Source organism: Flavobacterium album, from assembly GCF_003096035.1.
Taxonomy (GTDB): Bacteria; Bacteroidota; Bacteroidia; order Flavobacteriales; family Flavobacteriaceae; genus Flavobacterium; species Flavobacterium album.
On the sequence record NZ_CP029186.1, the window covers coordinates 3,557,063 to 3,573,879 of the forward strand.

The 16,817-nt window shown below is 41.3% G+C and carries 11 protein-coding genes and 1 other RNA gene; 2 read left to right on the forward strand and 10 right to left on the reverse strand.

What is annotated here, in order from left to right; all coding sequences use genetic code 11:
* Positions 1-15: 15 nt before the first annotated feature.
* The 3 genes from HYN59_RS16045 to HYN59_RS16055 form a co-directional block, all read right to left on the reverse strand.
* A complete protein-coding gene (locus tag HYN59_RS16045; RefSeq protein WP_108779246.1) occupies positions 16-2,820 on the reverse strand; it encodes a SusC/RagA family TonB-linked outer membrane protein in 2,805 nt (934 codons plus the stop codon).
* A gap of 242 nt (positions 2,821-3,062) precedes the next feature.
* A complete protein-coding gene (locus HYN59_RS16050) occupies positions 3,063-5,807 on the reverse strand; it encodes a helix-turn-helix and ligand-binding sensor domain-containing protein (protein WP_108779247.1) in 2,745 nt (914 codons plus the stop codon).
* Between the two features lie 65 nt (positions 5,808-5,872).
* Positions 5,873-7,093, reverse strand: a complete 1,221-nt coding sequence (locus HYN59_RS16055; RefSeq protein ID WP_108779248.1) for an NAD(P)-dependent oxidoreductase — start codon at positions 7,091-7,093, stop codon at positions 5,873-5,875.
* Between the two features lie 206 nt (positions 7,094-7,299).
* Here HYN59_RS16055 and ssrA point away from each other — a divergent pair.
* Positions 7,300-7,695: a transfer-messenger RNA gene (ssrA, locus tag HYN59_RS16060) on the forward strand.
* A 169-nt stretch (positions 7,696-7,864) separates the two neighbouring features.
* On the opposite strand, the gene HYN59_RS16065 is transcribed toward ssrA, so the two are convergent.
* From HYN59_RS16065 to HYN59_RS16090, 6 genes are all read right to left on the reverse strand, one after another.
* Positions 7,865-8,842: a T9SS type A sorting domain-containing protein gene (locus HYN59_RS16065; RefSeq protein WP_108779249.1), complete on the reverse strand. Its 978-nt coding sequence runs from the start codon at positions 8,840-8,842 to the stop codon at positions 7,865-7,867.
* The gene (locus HYN59_RS16070; RefSeq protein ID WP_108779250.1) at positions 8,791-9,585 is read right to left on the reverse strand and encodes a choice-of-anchor tandem repeat GloVer-containing protein; all 795 of its coding nucleotides are present in this window, start codon (positions 9,583-9,585) and stop codon (positions 8,791-8,793) included. The genes HYN59_RS16065 and HYN59_RS16070 overlap by 52 nt, the downstream gene beginning before the upstream one ends.
* A gap of 95 nt (positions 9,586-9,680) precedes the next feature.
* Positions 9,681-12,110 (reverse strand): T9SS type A sorting domain-containing protein, encoded by a 2,430-nt coding sequence (locus tag HYN59_RS16075; protein WP_108779251.1) that lies wholly within the window; start codon positions 12,108-12,110, stop codon positions 9,681-9,683.
* Positions 12,111-12,414: 304 nt separating this feature from the next.
* Positions 12,415-13,323 (reverse strand): helix-turn-helix domain-containing protein, encoded by a 909-nt coding sequence (locus HYN59_RS16080; RefSeq protein WP_108779252.1) that lies wholly within the window; start codon positions 13,321-13,323, stop codon positions 12,415-12,417.
* 18 nt (positions 13,324-13,341) lie between these two features.
* The gene (locus HYN59_RS16085; RefSeq protein WP_146185968.1) at positions 13,342-13,521 is read right to left on the reverse strand and encodes a hypothetical protein; all 180 of its coding nucleotides are present in this window, start codon (positions 13,519-13,521) and stop codon (positions 13,342-13,344) included.
* Positions 13,522-13,586: 65 nt separating this feature from the next.
* Positions 13,587-14,294: a hypothetical protein gene (locus tag HYN59_RS16090; RefSeq protein WP_108779254.1), complete on the reverse strand. Its 708-nt coding sequence runs from the start codon at positions 14,292-14,294 to the stop codon at positions 13,587-13,589.
* 348 nt (positions 14,295-14,642) lie between these two features.
* Between HYN59_RS16090 and HYN59_RS16095 the strand changes: the two genes are divergently transcribed.
* Positions 14,643-16,334 (forward strand): AraC family transcriptional regulator, encoded by a 1,692-nt coding sequence (locus HYN59_RS16095; protein ID WP_146185969.1) that lies wholly within the window; start codon positions 14,643-14,645, stop codon positions 16,332-16,334.
* A 62-nt stretch (positions 16,335-16,396) separates the two neighbouring features.
* Here HYN59_RS16095 and HYN59_RS16100 read toward each other — a convergent pair whose 3' ends face one another.
* Positions 16,397-16,786 carry a hypothetical protein gene (locus tag HYN59_RS16100; RefSeq protein ID WP_108779256.1) on the reverse strand — a complete coding sequence of 130 codons (390 nt, stop codon included), beginning with the start codon at positions 16,784-16,786 and terminating at the stop codon, positions 16,397-16,399.
* Between the last annotated feature and the right edge of the window lie 31 nt (positions 16,787-16,817).

The window sequence follows — 16,817 nt, forward strand, 5'->3', positions numbered from 1 at the left end:
TCATTTTCATAGCAGTTAGAAGCCTATATTAAGACCGAATAAGAATGTTTTATTTGTTGGATAAGCATCCAGCTCTATACCGGCTGTCCCAAGCGGGTCGCCCCCATTGTTACCTACCAATTCAGGAGAGTAACCACTGAATTTGGTAAACAAGAAAGGGTTGACCGCCGTAGCATATATCCTTACCTTATCCAGCTTTTCAAATAATTTTGGCAATGTATATCCGAGGGTAATGTTGTTTATCCTTAAATAATCGCCTTTTTCAATAAAGTAAGTAGAAGCCCTTGGCACGTCGTTGGACGGTTTCGGGTTGTGCGCATTTGGATTGCCCGGCAGCCAGAAATTCTCCAATACGGCGTTTTCTACATTTTCACCCCCAAAACGCTGAGCCTTTTTACCGTTATACAACTTGTTGCCTCCTACACCGTAACCATCAACCGAAAGATCGATGCCTTTGTAGGATACGCCCACATTAAAGCCATAGGTTACTGTAGGGAGGTAGGAGCCCGCCGCTACACGTTTATCGCTATAGGTAAAACCGCCATCGCTGTTAAAGCCGGTTACATCATACACATAGAATGTTCCTAAAGGCTGGCCTACAAGCACCTGCTTGGTAGTCTGGCCATTGCCAAGGCTTCCGCCAACATAGTCACTAAACAGCGGATTGTATACAGCCGATAGCTCATTTTTGTTGTGTGATATATTACCACTTACCCAGTAGTTAAAATCTGTACCAATATTGTCCGACCACTTAAGGGAAAGCTCCACACCTTTGTTGGTAACTGCCCCGGCGTTAAGCGGGACTGTTTGCGGTGATAGTACGGACGGCACTGCTATCGGGAGAACGATGTTATCATTTTTCCTGCTGTAATAGTCAAATGTACCGGTAAGCCTTTGGTCGAGGACTGAGAAATCAAGCCCTAAATCGATCTCCTTCATTACGCCCCAGGTAAGGTTAGGGTCTATCTGGTACGGTATGTTAGAACCCGGGTTAATTACCTGGCCGCTGCCAAAAGCATAATTATAGCCGCTTCCGAAGATGATACTGTTTTGTGAATTTCCGGTATACCCGTTACCCACCTCACCATAGCCTCCCCTTAATTTAAGGGTGTTGATGAAGCTGATTTCCTTCATAAAATCTTCTGACGTAATTACCCATCCTGCCGAAACCGAAGGAAATGTTGCGGTACGGTGGCCCGGTGCAAAAGCGCTTACGCCCTCACGCCTTATTGAACCTGAAAACAGGTACTTGCCTTTATAGTCATATTCGCCCCTGGCAAAGTAGGCCACTGAAACTATTGGGGTGCTGCTGCTATTCTGAACCGTAGTGCCCGGCGCTATAACGCCGTTCGCCGAAGAAAGGTCAAGATTCCAGTAGTTCGATTGCACTGGCACATTGTTACGGGTACCGTTAAGGAATTCCGATATATTGAAAGTAGAACGGTTCATACCTGCCACTACTGTTATAGTATGATCGTCTGCAATTGTCTTATTAAAAGTCAGATAGTTATCCCAGTTCCAGCGGTAGTTGCTGCTGCGGCGCTGCTGCAGCGTGTTGGTGTAAGTATTGAAGTTATCCACATCCAGGCCCGGATTCTGGGAAAGGTAGATATCGCTGTTCGGTGTAAAAGTGTAGCCCCTCGCCCAGTTGGCAGTGGCACCAAAGTTTGAGTTAACCTTAAGCCAGTCAGTGATTTGGAGCTCGCTATTAATGGATCCTGTAAGAGCCGTGTTGCGCTCCTGTTGATTGTAGTAATACAACTGTGCTACAGGATTGGCAACGTTGTTGTAACGCTGGCCGGTAATGTCATTAAAGCCCTGATCGTTGACCACTGGTATCGCCCACCTTCCATTAGCATATTTTACAGGCATTATTGGCGACTGCTTATAGGCATTGGTAAATGCACTTAACGGTTTTGGTGTATTATTGGTGAGTGAAAGGTTAACAAAAGGTGTTATCTTCAGCTTGCTGTCGAGCATTTTGAACTCATTCTTCATGATAACGTTCGTCCTTTCAAAAGCGGTACCATTTAGTATACCTTTCTCCTTATAATTGCTGGCGCCAAAATAGTAATTAGCATTTTCTGAAGCGCCTGATAATGAAACGGAGTTGCTCATTACCTCTCCGGTACGTGTTATCTCATCGAGCCAATCGGTATTATAAGGCTGGTTGAAATTAAAATAATCGGAAGATCCAAGTGCAGTGTTGTTATAATACGCATAGCGGTAACTATCGGCCAGGTCTACCTTACGCTGAATGAACTTTTGGCCGTAGTAAGAATCGTAAGTCACTTTTACCTGTCCTACCTTACCTTTTTTTGTGGTAATAAGCACAACGCCATTTTGCCCTTTTTGTCCGTAAATAGCCAGTGATGACGCATCTTTCAGGATATCTATAGTAGCAATATCGCTTGGGTTAAGGCCATTTATGCCCCCGGATTCCACCCCATCAATGACATATAACGGATCACGAGCGCCTGTAAGCGTACCCAACCCGCGGATGCGTATCGTTGGCTGCCCACCCGGCTCATCATTAGTAACAATATTTACACCTGCAGCTTTACCCTGTATGGCCTGAATGGCAGACTGGGCCGGTGTCCTGACAATATCCGCTGCCTTGATCTGGACTACAGAACCTGTAATCGCACCTGCTTTTCTTGTTCCATAACCTATAAGTACTACTTCGGTCATTTGGTTGTCAAAAAAGACGGAATCGTTAAAAACAGAATCGTTTACAACCTGCTGTGGGGTTGGCGGAACCTGTGCGAATGCAAATGCTCCTGTCAGTAAAAAAGTAATATTGAGTACTGTTTTCCTCATGGTATATTGAATAAAAATTTATCTAATACCAAATTTAGGAAACTAAAACGTTGTAGTAACTTTATAACATACCTTACTACACTACATCAATTACGCAAAAATTATATATAATTAATTATAAATAAGTAATTTACAATATCAACATACACATCATATAAAGACTATATGATGTAGTGATGATGTATAAAGAGTATATAATAATCTAAGATATTTTATAAGTATTGTATAAAAATATGACTTTTCTATATATTTATCATAAACTTATAAAGGCTTTCTTCGGCTCCTATGTCGAGTTTTTTACGCAGCCTGTACCGGTGAAGTTCTACTCCGCGGAAAGATATATTCATCAATGGCGCTATTTCCTTTGATGAAAGGTTCATCTTCAGGTAGATTGAAAGCTTGATATCTTTTGCGGTAAGTGCCGGATATTTTTTTGATAGCTTTTCTACAAACTCTTCATGGCTTTTCATAAGATTCTTTTCAAAGTTGAGCCACTCATTCTTATTGATCGCATTTGTTTTAAGGATTTTCCGGATACGTGACTTGACGTGATTGCCATCTGACTCCGAATCTAACACTTCCTGGATGCTTTCTATCATTTCACTATGCTTGGCAATAGAAAGCGATTTCCCTGCAACCTCGGATGCTTTGCTTTGCACTTCCATCTCCAGCATGTGCTTTTCATATTCCTGCTGCCTGAGCTTATTTTCCGCCTCCATTTCCAGCTCAAGTATCTGCCTGCGGTGCTTGAGTTCTTCCTCGTTCAGCCTGATCTTCTGGTTATACCTCACTTTATTCCAACGATAGTACAAGAAGAATATGCCTGAAATAGCAAGTACATATACTACAATCATTAAAAATGAAAAATACCACGGCCTGCTCACCCTGAAGTTATAAGAAGCGACCTTTACATATTTGACACCATCATTGTAGTACACAACAATCTCCTGTTTTCCGCTCGCCAGGTTATTCAAAGTAAGGCTTCCGTTCCCTACAGACACATAATTATCATCGTTAAGCCTGTAAAACAGGTCGGGTCGATTGTACCCGAAATATCCCGAGATTATGTTAACCTGTACGGGCTGGTTATACTTGATGTCGGTAGTTGCGTCAATTGGCGATCCCTGGTAAAAAGCTTCAATGGTAATCTTATGCTCTTTCAGCCTGTCACCTCCGGGCCCGAAGGCAAGAAAACCATCGTCGAGATTTAGCAGCAGGCGGTTGCCATCTTTGCTAAGCTGCGTGTTTTCCATGATGAGGCGGCCCTGGTAATATTTTTCAGGGAACAGCTTCCAAACGAACTCCTTTTCGGATTTGGATATAGTATACAGCCGCCCATCTTTAATCACCATGAAATTGTCATCGTCTATAGGGATGATATCCGAAATATTACGAAAAGCATCATTAAACGGGGCGTTTTTTTCCAGCCTGCCTGAGATGCTGTTATACGTATACCAGGCATTATTAATAAGGAATAAGATCTCATTCCTGAAATTGAATATCTTAACCCCATAATCGCTATTGATGTTATTTTTTGCTGATATATTCTCAACGCGCTTTACATTAAAGGAGGCATCATACGTTATCCTGTAAAGGCTCCTGTAGTTATCTGCGGCCCAGAGCTCACCGGGCTTGTTCTGGGCAATATTCCTGATGGGTTTGGTAATACTGTCGAGTATTTTCCATTTGGACAGGTCGTTTATATCCTTATAGACTGCTATACCCGAATAATTCGCCTGAAAATACGCACCATCATAAGTGCTCTTCAGGAACTTCCATCCCCCGTTTACCGGATTGACCCATTTAAGGGCGCTGCCTTTATAAACAAAGGTACCATCATTATGCCCGATAATGAACTCACTGCCATTCTTATAGATGTCCCACACCTGGCCCTGGGAGTTGGGTATAGCTTCGAGCTGCTTATTATCGTAGGTAAAAATACCGTGGTTGGTTACACATAAATAACCATTATCTGTCGTGGAAAGCGAATATACCGAACCCAGGATTCCTGAAGTATCCGAAAAAATGGAGACCGGCGAGTTGACCTCTATATGCGATATTCCATTATCAAGGCCGAGCCAGATGTCTTTTTCCCTATCGAGCGTAATAGACAGGACGGCATTGTTCTTAAGGGCATTTTTACGGTTTATATTCTTGTATTCACCCGTATTGAGGTTGATGATATAAAGCCCCTGAAGTCCCGTACCAATTGCCAGCGTATTCTGGTCAATAAATTTGGCTACAAGTATCACATCGCTTTTCAGCAGGTCGTTCACCCTGCTCTTCCACGGAATAAGCCTGCTGCCATTCGCAATATAAACACCATTGTTTTTAGAAAAGATATAGATGTCGCCCCTGTTCTTCTCCATCCCGTGGATGACATTCCCATTCAGTTCGGCCCAGCCTTCTGCACTGCGAAAGGTTTTGCCTTCCATTACATAAATGCCATTGCGCACCGATGCTACATAAATAGTATCATCTATAAGGTAGCAATATGATATCTGGGACGGGAATTTTACTTTTTCAACCGATTTGCCATTATGAATGTATATCTCATTGAACGATTGAAAATAGATGTTTCCTTTGTGCTTAAAAACTTTCCATATCTCCTCATTATCGGCATTCCCAAGAAAGAGGCCCTTATCTTTGGATAACGAGGTATATTCCATTTTCCCGCGCTTTCGCTGCCAATAGCCGAATTCTTTATAGGATCCGCAGTAAATCCTATCACCGTCTACAAATACCGAGCGTATGATAGTCTTATTTGGGAGCGCATATTTTTCCCATTTAACGCCATTATACCTGAGGAAGAAATGGTTGTTGGCAAAATACATTGCGTTGTCGGTTCCCTGCACCGCGTTCCAAACCTGGTTATCGCCCAGATATTCTGATTTGGTGAAGTTTTCAACGAAAGGCAGAAGTCCCTGCGCCTGTATTACTACAGAAGCGAACAGGAAAACCGATAACAGGAATCTTTTTAAGGGCATTTTCTCAGAATTACTTCTCAAATTTAAAAAACTAATCCCAATAAAGCCCAAAATAAAAAATGCCCCTATACTTGGGGCACTGTTTCTTTTTGTTCTACATATCCTTCGAGATAGCTGAATCTTTTGGCGAGATGCCCTTTTTCGGTTATCTTCGCCCTGTTCAGTATGCCATCCTTATCACCGTTATAGAAGGCCGGGATAACATGTTTAAGGAACATTTCCCCAAAGCCTTCGGTAGCATCCCTTGGGAGTTCGCATGGCAGGTTGTCAACAGCCATAACCACAATCGCAGCCGGGTGCTGCATATCTACTTCTTTATTTTCTGAAGGGTAATAGCCGTAGAATGGTTCCGCTATGGTAGAAGACCGTACCGTACATGCCAGCGGGCCATCTACGTCACAGGAAATATCGGCTACGACCTTAATTTTATTATCTTTTGATTTCAGCATATCCTGAGAAAGGATTACCGGCGCATCATTTCCGCAAAAATGACCTGCAATAAAAATATCGGACACCTTTGTGAAACGTTCAAAGTCAGAACTGTAATCCTTCGGGTTATTGTAAAAATCTTTGTTATCAAGCTTCTTTCCGTCTTTCCTTTTGTTGTACTCCAGTACATCTATCTGTACATATACCGGAACGTCATACGACTTTGTAAGGAAATCATCAGCAGACACTTCTTTTATTTTTATGGCATCAAGTATTTCTTTAGCGCCCATGCCTACTTTACCTTTCCCTGTAAGTACAATCTTTAGCGGCGGCAGCGTTATCCTTTTCAGCCTGGCTACGAGGGCATCCTTGTCCTGCAGCGTTTCAGCTTTCGGAAGGCTGAACAGGTCGTATTTTATTCCGAATCCCCTGAAACCATTATAAGCGCCTACATTGCCTGCATACCTGCCGAAGCCGATAAGCCTTTTGTTATTAGCATCAACAATCGTCTCGTGGTCATACAACTCGATGTCATTGTCGATAACAGCCTGTAATAACTTTTGGTTGTGCGACTGTTTTTTTATTGTGTGAGAGAAGAAAAAATATTTTTTCTCAGGTATGAGTGCATTTACAGGAACTTCTTTTACCCCGATAAGCACATCACAATCCGTCATGTCGTTACTTATCTCAAACCCAAGCGCCTCATATTCCTCATCTTTAAAGATGCGTATATCAGACGATTCCACTTTAATTTCTGCCTGCGGATACATTTCTTTAAAGGCTTTCAGCATCTTTGGTGAAAATACTGCCCTTTTATCCGGCGGCGACTTTCTTTCCTTTATTATCCCAAACTTCATAGCAATCTCAACTTTAAATGCGACATTAATTGTTAGGCTCAGTAAAACGAAAACGTTATATCTTAAAAATATCACTTATACCTACCAAAATCTGCCCAAATATAACAGTAATTGCGCTTTTAAGCAATTATTATTTTAAAAATAAATCATTATATTTGCACCATATTATCTGGTATTGTTTTTGTATACCAAATCTATAGATTACTGGGGTCGACTGGTTTTGACAGCAGGCCGAAACAGACAGTAAGCACGTCGGGAAATGAGGCTGTTCCCGTATATCATTGCCTTAAACATTTAAACGGCGAAAATAACTACGCTCTTGCTGCTTAATCTGAATTATAGTAAGAATTAGCCACGTCCCTGCAAGGCAGGGAGGCGGGATTCTCCTGAAAAGCCCCGGTATGCGGCGTTTCGATTAGGAGAACCGTAAATGTATACCTGGATGCCTTTCCGCTTCGTGGGGGCATCGAGACTAAGAAGCTAAGTAGTGTGTGGCAGTTTCCGGCCTTGCACACTAACGAAAACCCAAGCGGAAACTAAGCGTGTAGAAAGCTCTTTGCTTCCCTGTTTGGACCCGGGTTCGATTCCCGGCGATTCCACGAAGACGGTTTAAGGCATACTTTTCAAAGTTGCCAAAAACACACAAAACGTCCCGAAAGCCTATAAAGCCTGCAAATTTTAATATTTGCAGGCTTTTTTATTTTCCCGGCAACGCGCAAAATTTTCAAAAGTGGCCAAAGTTCCCGGGGCAAATTCGGAAACAGACAGCAACTACTCTTTTATGAATTTTCCAAACCAATTGCCTTTGTCGGTTTTTAAAACAATGTTGTAAACCCCTTTTGCATAATTAGCAGTTTCAACCTGAGCGATTTCTTCATTACTTTTAAAAACTACCTGCCCGAGCATATTGGAAATAGTACATCCGGTAACTTTTATATTGCTGTTGTAGGGCAGCTTTATGCTAAGGACATCTTTGGCCGGATTTGGATATACAGTTATTAGCTTCTTATAAGCATCCATTTCATCAATGCCTAAGCACCCGACCGTGATGTGCAGCACTGTAGTAACTGTTATGCCGCATTCGTTTTCCATTTCACAGGTGTAATTACCCGAATCGGCTACAGTGATATTTGGAAAGCTCAAAATACCTGAACTTTGAAACGGTACAACTTCACCATTCTTTTTCCACACATAAGATGTTGCATTAGTATTTTGGACATCAAAGCTAAAAGGAGTGTTTTCGCATGGATTAAAGGTGTCTGTAACAAACTCATGGTAGGAGGGCTTGCGGCATATTTCGATCAAAGATTCTGTGACATTGGCATTAGGAGGTAAAGGGGTTCCAAACGGTGTAGGCATGATTACAGAATTATCGGCAGGGTTAAACTGAAAAACCCCGAATGAGGTAACCCCGAAATAATTTCCTGTCGATGCCCTCATAATATAATTTGGATTTGCTCCTGTAAATAAATTGGGCGGGTTTTGCTGCGTTCCGAAATCATGTAGTTTCGTAATGGCATTTGTAGCAGGTGTATATTCAAACAGCGTACCACGGTGCTCTGTGTAGGTTACATCATTGATGGTTACATAGCTAATGCCGCCGTTTTGACAAACGCCATACAGCTTGCCATTATCTGCGTTAAATGTGGCTTGTGGCCCGCTGCCCAAATTGTCTCCATTAAATTCGATTTTCTTTGTTAGCGTGTTCGTATTGATATCAAACTCAAGTATCGTCCCATCACCTGGCATGGCGTTACCCCCCCCTCTGTAATATTAATTAATTTGCCAGGGGTTGTTTCTATAAATTCACCACTAAACCTGCCACCCTCGCTCCCATCGCATTTTAATTGGTATACCTGCTGTATGCTATTCCCGTTAATATTTACTTTGATAATGGTACCAAAGTTATTTGGCCCTACAGAACTAACTCCGGGGCAAAATGAATCTCTTGTTGTACAGTATAAAAAACCGTTAGAAGCTTTGAATAATTCGCTGTCTATGCTGTATCCGGCAGCCCCTGTTAAAAATGTAAAGGTTTCTGTTGCTAAATCAAAACAAAAGACCCTGTTTGAAACAGAGCCATAAAGCTTTCCGGCTACAGGTTCTGTTACACCGGCACCATAGATATAACTTGGAGCCTGTGTGTCAAAATAATGCACCACCCTGTATTTATCAAAAACCAGGTCATATTCATACAAGACACCATTCCCGTTTGCAATAACACCTCCAGAAGTATTACCTCCTGCCACTGTTATCCCGTATAGCTTACCGTTTGACGCTAAAAATAATTTCCCTTTTGGTGTTTTTCCGGTTGAAAAGTCTAAGAATTCATGGACAATCGTTGGGTTTTGGCCATTGATGTCATATTTTATCATATTACCATTGTATCCGGTAGCATTCTCGCTACCCCTATTTACGCCCCAAAGCTCTTTTTGCGAATAACAATTACAGGTGCAAATTAGTAAACCTATTATAAGTACTATTTTATTCATAGCATACAGATTTCAATTTTCCAAATCATAACATTGTAAAAATAAGAAACTTTGGCATTTGCATGCCAAAGTTCCTTTTTAAATTGTAGATTAAACTATTTGATAATAATTTTTTTAGCTTCTTTTTGACCATCGATATCTAATACTATGATATAAGAACCTTTGGCTAATGCTTCACCTTTAATATTATTTTCTCCACTTTGCAGGTCATATCTACTGATTTCTTTACCGGAAACATCATATATGCTGGCTGTAGCTTTTTGATTGAAACCAGGAATCTTTATAAAGAAATTACCTGTATTTGGATTAGGATAGACTTTGATGTCATCATCGCCGGAATCAGGTCCTGATCCCTGGGCTACGCGCTGTGTATGCGTACCTGCAGATGAGCAGAGGCGTGTTGTACATCCTCCTGATGTTACATTTACACAAACTGTAACTGATCCCGGGGAAACAACCGGGCCGTTTAGAGAGAAGTTATTAGCCGTTGCGCCTGCTACAGCAGAACCATTTACAAACCATTGGTATGTAGCGCTTGGAGGAGGCGTTATTACAAAGTAGCTATCAGGATTTCCCGCGCTAAAAGATGTGAACAGCTGTGCGCCATTGGCAGAAACAGTAACCGATGTTACACTTGTAGCAGCAGCGCCACAACCACTGTTATGTGTAATAGACAGATTGTAAGTACCTGCGGCAAGTGCATTCGTGTTAAATGTAAGGATATTAGGAGATGTAAAGGTCACGCCTCCTGTAATGTAATTGCTGCCTCCTCCTGTAGGAATAAGCGTAGCTGTATAAGTACCCGAAAGCGGATTAGTAAATGTTACAGAATTGGTACCCGGTACACCTACGCTAAAGCAGCCGGCTACTACGCCTGTAGGTGCTGCGGCACTATAGCCTATAGTAGTAGAGGCTGAGCTGTTACAGCCTACAATACCATTTGCCGTTACAATTACAGTTCCATTTAGTGTTGCTGTTGTACTGGCTGGGGTGACTGTTATTGAATTGGTAGTAGTGGTGAAACTGGACGCGGTCCAGCCAGACGGGAACGACCAGGTATATGTTGCGCCCGGTGTAGCTGCACAAGTATAGGTTTGAGAGGTCAATGCACCCTTAACAACACATGCCGGCCCACTTATGGTTGGCGTTACAGGCCGTACCCTGAAGGTATAGGTAATATTGCCTGTACAGGCAGTTGATCTAGCCGTTAGTGTATACGTTCCGGTAGTTGCCCCGGCAGCTACGTTTACAGCTACTGTAGAGTTAGGTGTTGAAGGTGCCAGTGTAACCCCTGTGCCAGAAGGTGATATGGTCCAGGTGGTTGGGTTGGCTGCGGCCGAAGTACTGATGGTAAACATATTATTACTGCTTCCCGGAAACAAGCAGGTAGTACCGGCAATAACAGGGGAAATGGCTACCGGAGCTGCAAATGAACGGTTGATCTGATACTGGAATGTTAACGGATCACAAGGTGCGTTGCCAACCGTTAAGGTTAATACGCCAGGGTTATTAAAACCATTTGTATCTATGGTCACAGTATAATTATTACCGGACACTAACACAGGTGTACCAACAATCCAGCCGGTATTGGGTGCAGTCCATGTGCAGGTATTAGGAGAACTGTAATTAATTGTAAATGTAGCAGAAGATCCGGTTGGTGCACAAAGTGGCATAATTGTAGAAAGAGGTGTTGTTGTAGTTCCTACCGTTGGTTCAGAAGGTGCATCACCTATATCTTTTGTAACACATGTTGTTCCCAGTGTTCCATTTACGGATGTTCCCGCATCCCATGGGTTGGCCCTGCCCAAGCAGCATTTAATGGTAAATGCGCCCGAAGCAATGGGTGTAAACGTAATAGAGCTATTATCGGCAGAGTAGTAAGTAGAATTTAATACAGAGGGGGGCATCCCAGTCCAGTAATACTGGTCAAAACCAATATTGTCACCGGCATTGTCACTTGCTACCTGATCAACGGAAAAAGTACACGGAACCCCGCCCTGTACGCATGCGGGGCCTACAATTGGAGGTGCTGTTGTATAGGTCTTATAAACTTCGAATGTAAGGCTGTAGCCACTACAGGCACCAGCGTTATATCCTATGCTCACAGTACCTTTACTTTTACCCAATTTTGAAGCGGGAGTTCCCGCTGCACCTTCTGACCCACGCAGGAATTTATTATACGACTGTATGCTCAATGAAGATACTGCACCGGCAGATTGCGTTGGCGGAGTTGGCGGTATATTCGTTGTTGTTGTTACCGAAAGATCGCCCCGTAAGCTCCATCCCGTCAACGTATAGCCACCCGGGGTAGTTACTGTAAATGTTCCGCCGGCAAAGTTATCCGGCATGGCTACTACGCCTCCATTCCCAACCTGGTTCAGGGCAATAGATCCACCGGTTCCCGCTACTTTAACAGTACAGCCTGCCGGTACTGTCACGACTTGTGCAAAACTCGCTGTCATACCAAATAGTACAACTAAGAACGCAACAAATGATTTCTTGAAAATTGTGTTTAATTGTTTCATTAATTCTAAATTTAAAGTTCAACCTAATAGTCCTTATACATGCTGCTTTGGCGGGCAGGATCCATGATAAGAAAACAATGCTTTATTTAGATTCCCGAAAGTGCTACTTTGAATATTGATATGCCTGCGCTTTATTACTGTAAGCGAAAAGAGAATGGAACCGGGCAGCTGAAACCCAAGCATCACGCTACAGTGTTATTATCTTCCAAACTTACCTACAAGATGCGGATAAAGAGTTATCAAAATCCTGCCTAAGTTTTTAAAAATCAATCCTTTTTACTGAAATGCTTCAGTTGGAAATAAATCAAAAAACAAGCTTTGGGCTGACAGAACGAATTTGACCTGTACCTTGCTGAGCCGCACCGAAACGATATTCTGTCGGGCTTACGGTTGTATTCTTTTTAAAAAAAGTGCTGAAAGAGGGTACCGTAGCAAAGCCCAACTCTTCTGTAATTTCTTTAATGGGTAGCGCCCTGTCCTCTAAAAGCGGCTTAGCCTTAGATATAATTACTTCTTCTATACATTGCTTTACTGTTTTTTTACGGCGCTGCCTCACTATTTTATTAAGATGGCCCGGCGTGACACAAAGTTTATCCGCATAAAACTTTACCTTATGCTCCCTGTCTGCATGCTGATGAAGAATATCAAAAAAGCGCTGTACGAGTTTTTCTTTCCTGTCGTGATTTGAAAGAATTTCTTCATTGCTTTCAAAATAAACTGCCGCTATTTCGTAAATAAGCTGGATAAAACTTAACTGGATAAACTCAATATAGAAGCGCGAAGTGCTGCTAATTTTCCTGTCAAGGACTTTACAGGTACGGTGCAAAGATTCATATTGCAGGGGTTTTGCATGCAATACCCAAAATGATGTATGCGCAATTGATTGTAATTGCTGCCACAGTGAGCTGTTAAACAAATTTGTAGCAGCATACGACTTTTTAAAAATGCAGCATTGAACAGATATATTACCTTCCGGTTTGGATACTCCGCACAATACACCGGGGGAAACGATAATTACATTACCAGCACATAACTGATAGTTAACATTATTAAGGTTAACATGAAGTATTCCGGACTTTACTAGGAGAATTGAAAAAAACTCAAGTGTAAACTGCTTATCTGTCGTATTAGAAATTTTACATTTAAAAATCGTAATACCATTGCACTCAAGCTGGTCAAGCTTTTTTGTGCTGTTTATGAGATGATGCATCATAAGGTGTGGATTATGATATTACTTTTCCTTCTTAATATAGGATGATGCGCAAAAAAATATATTTGCAGCTGCCACTAAAGAGAGTACATATACTATTCCCCGTAAGCTGTCCAGCTTTTCACCTTCCTGCTTTGAATAGGCCACTAAGGCATCATAGCCTGCCAGTTTTATAACTACGATCAGGCCGGTGAGGTTCAACCCGATTATTAAGAAGCTACAGATGCGCCTGATCAGAGCCTCATTACGATATATCCAGACAAACATTAGTTACCATTGTTATAAAGTCCTCCGGCTAACGACATGATAATGGCTTTGCCCGGTCCTTCCTGCGAACCGTATATAGCGCTTGTAAGGCTGCCTCTGGACATGCGCCAGTCTTTATCCTTACCTTTCTTCCTGTCATAAAAAGCAGCATAACGCGCTATAGAGGTGGTAGTCAGGATAATTTTACGTTCTGATTCCGGTAATGCAGTGTTTCCAATAATTCCGGATTCGTAAGCTACTATAAGGTTATATATGGCCTCATAGGAAGATGCATTAGACTCTAAGTCAAAAATATTATCAATAATACCATTTAGGTTATTTTGTGAAGCAGCTGATAAAGAGCTGTTAGATAATACCTGAGTAAGGTTGTCCTGTACAATTACATTGAGTTGGGCAGTACTGATTGAGGTGTAACCCGGTGCCAGCGATAAAAAGGTAGCGTCTGCCTGTGCTATTGATTCTATGGCCATGACACGCGCTGCGAGCGAGGCAGGGGTATTGTATGTATATGCTTCTAATATCTGGTTATGCATCCATCCGGCTTTGTCATATTCATTGTCGGGGTTTGCAGGCATTGTAATGGGTTTCCTTAATGTTTCATTGAGTAGATTTTGTTGTCCTTGCCGGTTTTCTGTTTCCTGAACTTCAGGACTGCACGAAAGTGAAGCCATTGCAAAAAGCAAAAGCCACAGGATTGATTTAATCATAATTTTAAAATGTAAAAGGTTACTGAATTTGTTTTATCCAGTCCATTTCGCCCGGGGATTTGAACAGCCGCTTTGAATTCATGGCAAATCTATACTTATGTGCAATGTTAAGCAATAAACTATTTGTGGCATTCTAGAATTTTCAGTTCGTATTTCTAGAATTACACACTACACTTTATACCCGTAATCAAATATTAATCAACTACTTAAACATATATTAGGCATTATTTAAAATTGCTGTAAATTCATTTGCGCAAATGTATTTTATTACCATAAAATAGATACTTTAGTAAGCGGATTTATATCTCATGAAATGTAGTCAAGCCAAAACCGGAAAACCAACCTAGTTTGAAACGCCATTTAGATATTTTCATGCTTATCCTTGCCTTTTGTACATCCAGGGCAGTTGCAGGTATAATTTATTACCCTGAAAGAGACACCCTGCTTTTAAAAAATTATGCCTACTTAAGCGACCATATCGACAGGTTTGAGGGCAAACCACAGGCAACTATATACCTCAGGGCGTACCTGGCTAAAGCGTATGGCGAGAAAAACTGGCCGGAAGTTGTAGAGGGATATAAAAATTTTGTGCACGCTTCCGAAGAAAGTAAGCGGCTTGCATATACCGACAGCATGATAATTGCAGCCTCGAAAACGCGTAATAATGACATATTGGGATCGGCATACCTCACAAAAGGTATTGTTCATTATTCTATGAAGCACTATCCCCAGGCGCTTGATAATTATCTTGTAGCCGAACGTTATATAGCAAAAGGCAACGACCTGTATTTAAAATTTAAAGCAAAATATAACATTGCCCATATCAAATATTATTTAGGGTATTATGAAGAGGCTCTACATCTCTTTCAGGAATGTTCGTATTACTTTAAAAAGGAAAACGACCTTGCCTATTTAAACTGTTTGCATTCCGCGGGGCTTTGCTATAGCCGGATGGGGAAATATGCTTTGTGCAGTACTACCAACGCCCTAGCCCTGAAAGAAAGCCGGCGGCTAAATATATCAGAACTGGATCCTTACCTTCGGCTTTCAGAAGGCATTAATCTTTACTTCCTGCAACAATATCAGAGATCGCTGCGTTTAATTGGCCAATCACTTCCCGGCATACTGAAAGATGATGATTTTGCCAATGAAGCCATAGCCTGCTTTTACCTTGGGAAAGCAAATATGGCCTTGGGGAATAAAGCACTTGCATATACCTATTTTAGGAAAGTAGACTACATATTTGGGGAGAAGCACTACTTACGCCCTGATATGCGCGAAGGCTATGAGGCATTAATTAAATACAGCCACGAAAAAGGTAATCCGGAAAGTGAATTGTATTATATCAACCGACTGTTCAAAGCCGACAGTTTATTGAACAGTAACTATAAATACCTTTCGCAAAAAATCCATAAGGAATATGATACCGCAAAACTTATAGAGGCTAAAAGCGCTGTAGAGACAAGGCTATTGATAAGAAAGAACTATGAGATCGTTTTCATTGTATTGGGCTTGTTATTAATTTGCTTTTTGCTTTACCTCATTCATAAATATTTTAAAAGTAAGCAACAGTATAAAATACGATTTGAACAAATAATGCAGGAAAAGGCGGCTACAACTCCTTTAATAAATTCAACGGTTCAAAAAATTGCAGAAAACGATCCTATACCCATTAAGGCAGAAGTAATAGCTTCTATTTTAAAGCATTTACAAAAATTTGAAGATCAGCATAAATACCTTCAAAAGGAACTGACAGCTGTGAAAATTGCTGAGTCTTTTTCTACAAATCATAAGTATTTGTCAAAAGTGATCCTAATGCACAGTGGCAAAAAATTTACCGATTATGTTAATGACCTCAGGATAGATTATATCATCAACCTTCTAAAGGAAGAACCACGGTACAGAAAATATAATAATAGAGCGCTGGCTGAAGAGGCCGGCTTCAGCACGACACAGCACTTTACAAAAGCTTTTTTAAAAAGGGCACAAATATCCCCCTCCTTTTTTATCGCCGAATTAAACGCATTTTCCCTAAGTTGAGAATGATTGTAGTGCATTAATATAATACATTACAGGGACCAGTCTTAGCTTGAGCTACTGCTTTAATTTTCTGGCAGACTGTATGCGGGATAACAGCGCATAGGCTGCTTTTCCTGCCGCGACTCTATAAAAAAACTAAAATTGCTTTGTTTATGACGCTTTATTATTAAATAGCTTTTTTTTTCGCGCTTTGCTACAGCTACAATTAAAAGTAATACTGCTATAAAGGCAATCAGACAGCACAATAGGGTTTCTTTCCTGAGCCGGCTGTCTGCAATCAATATTATTGGCAGTAGCAGCGGCACCACTATCATTATGCAGGATCCAAATGTTACCCTGGTAATAATTTTTGCTTCAGTTATTTCAGAAAAACCTATCGTGTATTTTTTAACTCCATATTTTATCTCGATGTAATCTTTTGAAAAACTTATACGGGCACTTGATAACCACATCTAAAAACAGGTTTTAAAAATTATTTAGCTT

Coding starts and splice junctions, on each gene's coding strand:
- HYN59_RS16045 (WP_108779246.1), bottom strand. CDS start 2,820: ATGAGGAAAACAGTACTCAATATTACTTTTTTACTGACAGGAGCATTT.
- HYN59_RS16050 (WP_108779247.1), bottom strand. CDS start 5,807: ATGCCCTTAAAAAGATTCCTGTTATCGGTTTTCCTGTTCGCTTCTGTA.
- HYN59_RS16055 (WP_108779248.1), bottom strand. CDS start 7,093: ATGAAGTTTGGGATAATAAAGGAAAGAAAGTCGCCGCCGGATAAAAGG.
- HYN59_RS16065 (WP_108779249.1), bottom strand. CDS start 8,842: ATGCCAGGTGATGGGACGATACTTGAGTTTGATATCAATACGAACACG.
- HYN59_RS16070 (WP_108779250.1), bottom strand. CDS start 9,585: ATGAATAAAATAGTACTTATAATAGGTTTACTAATTTGCACCTGTAAT.
- HYN59_RS16075 (WP_108779251.1), bottom strand. CDS start 12,110: ATGAAACAATTAAACACAATTTTCAAGAAATCATTTGTTGCGTTCTTA.
- HYN59_RS16080 (WP_108779252.1), bottom strand. CDS start 13,323: ATGATGCATCATCTCATAAACAGCACAAAAAAGCTTGACCAGCTTGAG.
- HYN59_RS16090 (WP_108779254.1), bottom strand. CDS start 14,294: ATGATTAAATCAATCCTGTGGCTTTTGCTTTTTGCAATGGCTTCACTT.
- HYN59_RS16100 (WP_108779256.1), bottom strand. CDS start 16,786: ATGTGGTTATCAAGTGCCCGTATAAGTTTTTCAAAAGATTACATCGAG.